Annotated in this window: 5 protein-coding genes; 3 read left to right on the forward strand and 2 right to left on the reverse strand. The window is 70.7% G+C overall.

The genetic code is table 11. The features are described 5' to 3' along the window. Positions 1–22: 22 nt before the first annotated feature. Both ACFOGJ_RS00990 and ACFOGJ_RS00995 read right to left on the reverse strand, forming a co-directional pair. Positions 23–2,371: a xanthine dehydrogenase family protein molybdopterin-binding subunit gene (locus tag ACFOGJ_RS00990; protein WP_379897518.1), complete on the reverse strand. Its 2,349-nt coding sequence runs from the start codon at positions 2,369–2,371 to the stop codon at positions 23–25. A 16-nt stretch (positions 2,372–2,387) separates the two neighbouring features. After that, on the reverse strand, positions 2,388–3,194 hold the full coding sequence (locus ACFOGJ_RS00995; protein ID WP_379897519.1) for a hypothetical protein: 807 nt from the start codon (positions 3,192–3,194) through the stop codon (positions 2,388–2,390). Positions 3,195–3,399: 205 nt separating this feature from the next. On the opposite strand from ACFOGJ_RS00995, the gene ACFOGJ_RS01000 reads away from it, so the two are divergent. The 3 genes from ACFOGJ_RS01000 to ACFOGJ_RS01010 are packed head-to-tail and all read left to right on the forward strand — an operon-like array spanning position 3,400 to position 7,269. Continuing rightward, positions 3,400–4,011, forward strand: coding sequence for a (2Fe-2S)-binding protein (locus ACFOGJ_RS01000; RefSeq protein ID WP_379897520.1), 612 nt, complete (start codon positions 3,400–3,402; stop codon positions 4,009–4,011). Between the two features lies 1 nt (position 4,012). Continuing rightward, positions 4,013–5,059, forward strand: coding sequence for an FAD binding domain-containing protein (locus tag ACFOGJ_RS01005; protein WP_379897521.1), 1,047 nt, complete (start codon positions 4,013–4,015; stop codon positions 5,057–5,059). 2 nt (positions 5,060–5,061) lie between these two features. Then, positions 5,062–7,269, forward strand: coding sequence for a xanthine dehydrogenase family protein molybdopterin-binding subunit (locus tag ACFOGJ_RS01010; RefSeq protein ID WP_379897522.1), 2,208 nt, complete (start codon positions 5,062–5,064; stop codon positions 7,267–7,269). Positions 7,270–7,468 lie beyond the last annotated feature (199 nt).

The following is a 7,468-nucleotide window of genomic DNA, read 5'->3' on the forward strand; positions in this document are numbered from 1 at the left end:
GGCGGCGGCGCGGGCGGCCGGGTCAGTCCGGTTCGCCCTGCGCTGCCGCCGCGCGGATCGCCTGCCAGACCTTCTCCGGGGTAAGCGGCATGTCCAGGTGGCGCACCCCCAGCGGCGACAGCGCGTCCAGGACCGCGTTGACCACGGCGGATGGCGCGGCGATGCAGCCGCTCTCGCCGCAGCCCTTGATGCCCAGCGGGTTGTCCGGCTGCGGCAGTTCCAGGAAGTCGGTTTCGAAGGCCGGCAGGTCGTCGGCCCGCGGCAGCGCATAGTCCATCAGGGAGCCGGTCAGCAGCTGGCCGGACTCGGCGTCATAGGCGATGCCTTCCATCAGCGCCTGGCCGATGCCCTGCGCCACCCCGCCATGCACCTGGCCCTCCACCAGCATCGGGTTCAGCACCCGGCCGAAATCGTTCACCGCCAGGTAGCGCAGGATTCGCACCCGGCCGGTCTCCGCATCGACCTCCACCTCGCAGAGATGGGCGCCCGACGGGAAAGTGGGGGCGAAGTTCGGCACGTAGATGCCTTCCGCCTTCAGCGGCGCGCCGGTCGCAGCCTGCGCCTTCGCCGCGACCTGGAACAGGTCGGCGGACAGGTCGGTCCCGGCCACCGTGAAGCGCCCGTCGGCATAGGCGATGTCGGCGGCAGCGGCTTCAAGCAGCTCCGCCGCATGCGCCCGGCCCATCTCGACCATATTGTCGGCGGCCTGGACGAAGGCCGGGCTGGCTGCCGCCAGGGAGCGCGAGCCTCCGGTGCCATGACCCTTTGCGATACGGTCGGTATCGCCCTGCACGACCCGCACCTTCTCAAGCGGTACGCCAAGATGGTCGGCGACGATGGTGGCGAAGACGGTTTCGTGCCCCTGCCCGGTGGATTGCGTGCCGGTCAGGGCCAGGATCTCGCCCTCGGGTGTGACCTCCACCCAGGCATGGTCCTCCTTCACCCCTTCGGTGCGTTCCAGGTAGCAGGCCAGGCCGACGCCGCGACGCAGCGGGGACGAAGCCTCATGGCCTGCGTCCGACATTGCGAGGATGCGCCGCTCCGACCAGCCGGCATCGGCCACCAGCCGGTCGAGCAGGGCGCCGAAGTCGGTGCCGGTGAAGCTGCCGCCCATCGCCGTGCGGTAGGGCTGCGCGTCTGCCGCGACCATATTGCGCCGCCGCAGTTCCGCCGGGTCCAGGCCCAGGCGGCGGGCGGCCATGTCCATCAGCCGCTCGATGACATAGGAGGCTTCCGGCTGGCCGGCGCCGCGATAGGCGTCGACCCAGGCGGTATTGGTGAAAACGCCGTGGACATCGACCCGGGCCGCCGGGATGCGGTACCAGCCGGTGATCCAGGGATTGCCGACCTGGGTGGCGATGAAGGGCGCGAAATTGGACAGATAGGCGCCCATCGCGGCGGTGACCGTCGCGCGCAGGCCCACGACATGGCCGTCCTGGTCCAGGGCCAGCGCCGCCTCGGTCACATGGTCGCGGGCATGGACGTCCGACAGCATCGCCTCTGCCCGGTCGGAAATCCAACCGACCGGTCGTGCCAGGCGGGAGGCCGCCCAGAGGACCAGAGCATATTCCGGAAAGGTAAAGAATTTCAGACCGAAGCCGCCGCCGATATCGTGCGTGCGCAGGCGGATGCGGGATTTCGGCCATCCCAGCATCTGTGCAAGGGTGGACAGACCGACATCCAGGTTCTGGCTGGTCAGGTGAAGGGCGAAGCGGCCGCCATCCGCACCGTCGCCGACTTCCGGCACCGCCACCGCGCCGCGCGGTTCCAGCGGCAGGGCATGGACCCGGTTGTTGACCAGCCGTTCGCTGACCGTGACCGCGGCGCCGGCGAAGGCTGCCTCGGTCGCCTCTGCCTCGCCGATCCCCCAGTGGAAGGCCCGGTTGTCGGGGCGTTCCGGCCAGAGAAGCGGCGCGTCCGCTGCCAGCGCGGCGGCGGTTTCCGTCACCGGCGGCAGGGCATCGAAATCCACGACGATCGACTCCACCGCGTCGCGGGCGGCGGTCTCGCTCTCGGCGACCACCATGGCGACCGGCTCGCCGACATAGCGCACGCGGTCGGCGGCCAGCGGCCAGTGCGGCGCTTCCGCGCCCGGGCTGCCGTCGACATTGGTGGCCGGCAGCAGGCAGGGCACCGGCCCGCCGCCATCTGCGCGATAGTCTGAACAGATATAGACGGCGACCACGCCGGGCATGGCGGCGGCGGCCTTCGTATCGATGCCGCGCACCTTGGCATGGGCATGGGGGCTGCGCAGGAAAGCGGCGTGCAGCTGGCCGTCGAAGGCCAGGTCCGCCAGGTATTGCCCGCGGCCGGTCAGGAAGCGGCCGTCCTCCACCCGCGTCTGGGCGCGGCCGAACCGGATCTGTCCCATCTCTGCGCTGCCGGGGTCAGGCGAGGATGGAAAGGCCGCCGACGGGCGGCCGGACGGAGATGCCGCGGCTCCAGCCGTCGATGGTGATCAGTGCCTCGTCCAGGCGATTCATGGTGCGGCGGTGCCGCCCCGACAGGTCGCGCGCCCGGTCCGCATCGTCGATGCCGGAGACGGCGATTGTAAACATGCTCTCCAGCCGCAGCTGGACCTCGCGCGCCTCCTTCGCCAGGGCGCGGTCCTGGGCCTGCTCCGGCGTTCTGGCCTTCGGATTGCCGAACCAGCTGCGGCGGCTGGCCGCCAGCCGCGCATCATCCTCCGCCAGCCAGGCGCGGACCTCCGTCACCAGGTCCTCCCAGGTGGCGCCGCCGACCTCCCCCGTCTGGCCGGCACGGCCGGCTTCGCCGGCGCCTTCCGCCGGGACGGCTTCCTGCTGGTCGATGCGCACCACCCATTCGGCCAGGTTGCGGATATCCTTGCGGATCGCCACCGGATCGCCCCCTTGCGCATAGGCGGAGACGGTGGCGGAGAGCTGCTTCGACATGCCGGTCACGAACTCCGCGAAGGCGGCCGGCGCGAACAGCGACAGCACGCGCAGCCTGCCGGCCTGTTCCTTCAGGGCGGAGACCTGGCTGGCGGCCTGGTTGCGCCGTGCCTCCGCCAGGCCGGACTTGATGTCGATCGCGGTCTGCGCCGCCTCCAGGCTGCGGGCGATCGTGTCGGAGACGGTGCGACCGCCGGACGGTTTCGCATCCGCCGAACCGTCCTTGCCGGACGTCGTCGTCCGAACGACGACGGGTGCCTGCGTCTTGCTCTCGACTTCCATCGTCCTGCCGATCTCCTGTTGGCCGGCCCGGGCCCGGCCTGCTGCTCCCACGCATCCTACCACCGTGGACAGACGCCCCCAAGGCATCCGGCGGCAAAGAAATCGGCCTGCCGGGTCGAACCACTGGGCACGCCGCCTGTTCCTCCTGCAATAGGCCCCCGGCGACCGGCCGGGCCGCGGTCCAGCGACACGGGAAATCACCGACATGAGCGAGACACGCCGTACCGCCACGGGCGGACCTGCGGTCAGCCGCCGCCTGTTCCTTGCCGGCTCCGCCGGCGGCATGGCCGTGCCGCTGGCCGCTGCCGGAGCGCAGGCCCGTGTACCGGACGAACCGCAGGCCGAGGCTTTCACGATCGACCTGAAGGTCAACGGCCAGGCGCACAGCCTTGCCCTCGATCCCCGCGCCACCCTGCTCGACACCTTGCGTGACGGACTGGGCCTGACCGGCACAAAGAAGGGCTGCGACCATGGCCAGTGCGGTGCCTGCACCGTCCATATGGGCGGCCGCCGGGTGCTGTCCTGCCTGACCCTGGCGGCGATGACGGAGGGGCAGGAGGTCACGACGGTCGAAGGGCTGGAAGGTGCGGACGGCAGCCTGCACCCGATGCAGCAGGCCTTCATCGACCAGGACGCCTTCCAGTGCGGCTATTGCACGCCAGGCCAGATCATGTCGGCGATCGCCTGTATCGACGAGGGCCATGCCGGCGACCCGGCGGAGATCCGCGAATATATGAGCGGCAATCTCTGCCGCTGCGGCGCCTATCCGAACATCGTGGCCGCCATCCGGCAGGTCGCGGAACCGACGGAGAGCTGAAATGCGGCCGTTTGCCTATACCCGCGCCGCCGACCCGGCGGCCGCGATCCATGCCGCAGGCCGGGGCGGTTCGCCGTCCGGCTATGCGCCGGCTGCAGCCATTGTCGGTCATGCGGCCGCACCGGCGCAGTACCTCGGCGGCGGCACCACCCTGCTGGACCTGATGAAGCTGGACGTGATGCGGCCCGAGCTGCTGGTCGACATCAATCCGCTGGCCGATGGCGAGGCCGGCCGGATCGAGGCCGGTGCCGACACACTGCGCCTCGGCGCGCTGGTGTCGATGGCCGATGCCGCCGACCATCCGGAGGTGGCGCGCGACTGGCCGGCGCTCGCGCAGTCGCTGGCCCTGGCGGCAAGCCCGCAGCTGCGCAACATGGCGCGGCTGGGCGGCAATGTCCTGCAGCGCACCCGCTGCCCCTATTTCCGCAGCACCGACTGGCCCTGCAACAAGCGCAGCCCCGGATCCGGCTGCGCCGCCATGGAAGGCCAGAACCGGCTGCATGCCGTTCTCGGCACCTCCGACCATTGCATCGCCAGCTATCCGGGCGATTTCGCCAATGCGCTCCTGGCGCTGGACGCGCAGGTCGAACTGCTCGGCCCCGAGGGCGCCCGCACCATGCCGGTGCAGCAGCTGCACCGGCAGCCGGGCGAACGGCCGCAGGTGGAAACCGTGCTGGCCCGGGGCGAGATGATCACCGCCTTCACCGTGCCGCGGCGCCCCTGGTTCCGGCGCTCCCTCTACCTGAAGGTCCGCGACCGGGAATCCTACGCCTTTGCCCTGGCCTCCGCCGCGGTGGCGCTGGACATGGCGGACGGGCAGGTCGCCCGCTCCGGCATCGCGCTCGGCGGCGTGGCGACCCTGCCCTGGCGCGCTGCGGCGGCGGAGAAGGCGCTGCTGGGCCGGCGCCTGACCGCGAAGGTCGCGGAAGAGGCGGCCGAGGCGGAATTCGCCGAAGCGGTGGCACACGAACACAACGCCTTCAAGCTCGACCTCGGCCGCCAGGTGCTGGCGCGGGCGATCCTGCAGGCGGCGGACCTGGAGCTCTGACGATGGCGCAGACGACAACCTACCCGACCCGGAACATGGGCGCGCCGGCCGCCCGGCAGGACGGCCGGCTGAAGGTGACCGGCCAGGCCCGCTACGCCGCCGACATCGCGGTGCCCCAGCCGGCGCATGCCCATCTGGTGACGTCGGCGATCGCCCGCGGCCGGGTCGCGGGCTTCGACCTGCAGGCGGCGCGGGCCGTGCCCGGCGTGCTGGAGATCTTCACCCACGAGAATATTGGCACGATCCGGGAGGAGACGTTCTTTGGCGCCGGCGGTGCCGCCTCCAACAGCCTGCGGCCGCTGGCCTCGCCCGAGATCCACTATGCCGGGCAGATCATCGCCATGGTGGTGGCCGACAGCCTGGAGGCCGCCCAGGAAGCGGCCGCCAGGGTGGCAGTGGCCTACGACGCGGAGAGCCCGACTGCCGGCTTCGACGATCCGGGCGCGGCGGAGAAGCCGGTCACCGCGGTAGACGAGAGCCACGAGGATCCGCAGACCGGCGATGCCGAGGCCGCCTGGGAGGCCGCGGTGACGAAGATCGACGGCCTCTATGCCACGCCGCCGCAGCACCACAACCCGATGGAGCTGTTCTCCACAACGGCTTTGTGGGAAGGCGAGCAGCTGACGATCTACGAGCCGAGCCAGTGGGTCTATGGCCTGAAGCATGGCGTTGCGCGGCAGCTGGGCATCGATCCCTCGGACGTCCGCGCCGTCAGCCCCTATGTCGGCGGCGCCTTCGGTTCGAAAGCGACGGTGACCCCGCGCACGGCGATTGTCGCGCAGGCGGCGCGAAAGCTGGGCCGGCCGGTGAAGCTGGTCGTGACCCGGGCGCAGGGATACACCACGGCCAGCTATCGGGCAGAGACCCGGCATCGGGTGCGGCTCGCGGCCGACGGCAGCGGAAAGCTGACGGCCTATCTGCACGAGGCCTGGGAGCTGACCTCCCGCATGGACCCGTATTTCAACGCCGGCACCGACAACACGGTGGTGATGTACGACAGCCCGAACATCTGGACCCGGGTCAACATCGTCACCGCCGACCGCAACACGCCCGGCTTCATGCGCTCGCCGCCGGAAGTGCCGTACATGTACGCGCTGGAGGCGGCGATGGACGAACTGGCCGTGGCACTGGCGATGGACCCGGTGGAGCTGCGCCGGCGCAACGACACCATGACCAGCCCGATCAGCGGCGCGCGCTTCACCAGCCGCTCCCTGATGCAATGCTATGACGCGGCGGCGGCGTCCTTCGGCTGGTCGGAGCGCGACCCGCAGCCCGGCTCGATGCGCGACGGCGACTGGCTGGTCGGCTGGGGCTGCGCCACCGCGACCTATCCGACCCAGATGTCGCCGGCCACCGCGCGGATCCGGCTCCAGCCCGACGGCCATGTCCGGGTGCAGGTGGCCGGGCACGACGTCGGCACCGGCGCCTATACGGTGATCGCGCAGCAGGCGGCGGAAAGCCTCGGCGTGCCGCTCGACAAGGTGGAGGCGGAGCTGGGCGATTCCGACCTGCCGCCGGGACCGGTGGCCGGCGGCTCCATCACCACCGCCAGCGTCTGCTCGGTGGTGAAGCAGGCCTGCGAGGCGATCAACCGCAAGCTCTCCGGCGGCGCCTCCGCGGCACCGCAGGACATCGCGGCGGCGTTCGAGAATCTCGACCAGGCGGTGATCGAGGAATATGCCGAATGGTCGCCGCCGTCGGTCGGCGCCTCCGGCCCGCGGGCGATGTACAAGGGCGGGCTGAAGATCGTCGGCGGTCCGATGGACGACAAGGTGATGTTCGCCTTCGGCGCGGAGTTCGTGGAGGTGCGGGTGCACCGCCTGACCCGCGAAATCCGGGTGCCGCGGATCACCGGCGCCTTCGCCGGCGGTCGGATCGTCAATCCCCGCACCGCGCGCAGCCAGTATCTGGGCGGCCTGGTCTGGGGCATCGGCTCCGCCCTGCACGAGGCGACGGAGATCGACCGCGCCGCCGCGCGCTACGTCAACGACGACATCTCCGAATACCTGATCCCGGTGAATGCCGACATCCAGGATGTCGACATCATCATGGTCCCGGAGGTGGACGAGGAGGTGAACCCGGCCGGGGTCAAGGGCATCGGCGAACTGGCCAATGTCGGCACCGCGGCGGCGATCGCCAACGCGGTGTACCACGCCACCGGCATCCGCATCCGCGAGCTGCCGATCCGGCTGGAGAAGCTGCTGGCGTAGCGGTGCCGCGCGGCTTTCCTTCGCCGTCGTTCCCGGGCTTGACCCGGGAACCGTGACGGACCCGCGCGGCTGTCCATCGGCGTGGCGGCACTGCCGGCGTTGGGATCCTCGGGTCAAGCCCAGTGCTGTCCGGCACATTGCTTGCTCATGTGAGTTTGAATTCGAGTTGTGGGCCGGCTTCGGGTCTTCGGTTCCTGTC

The sequence above is a fragment of the Marinibaculum pumilum genome, assembly GCF_042646425.1.
Classification (GTDB): Bacteria; Pseudomonadota; Alphaproteobacteria; order Ferrovibrionales; family Ferrovibrionaceae; genus Marinibaculum; species Marinibaculum pumilum.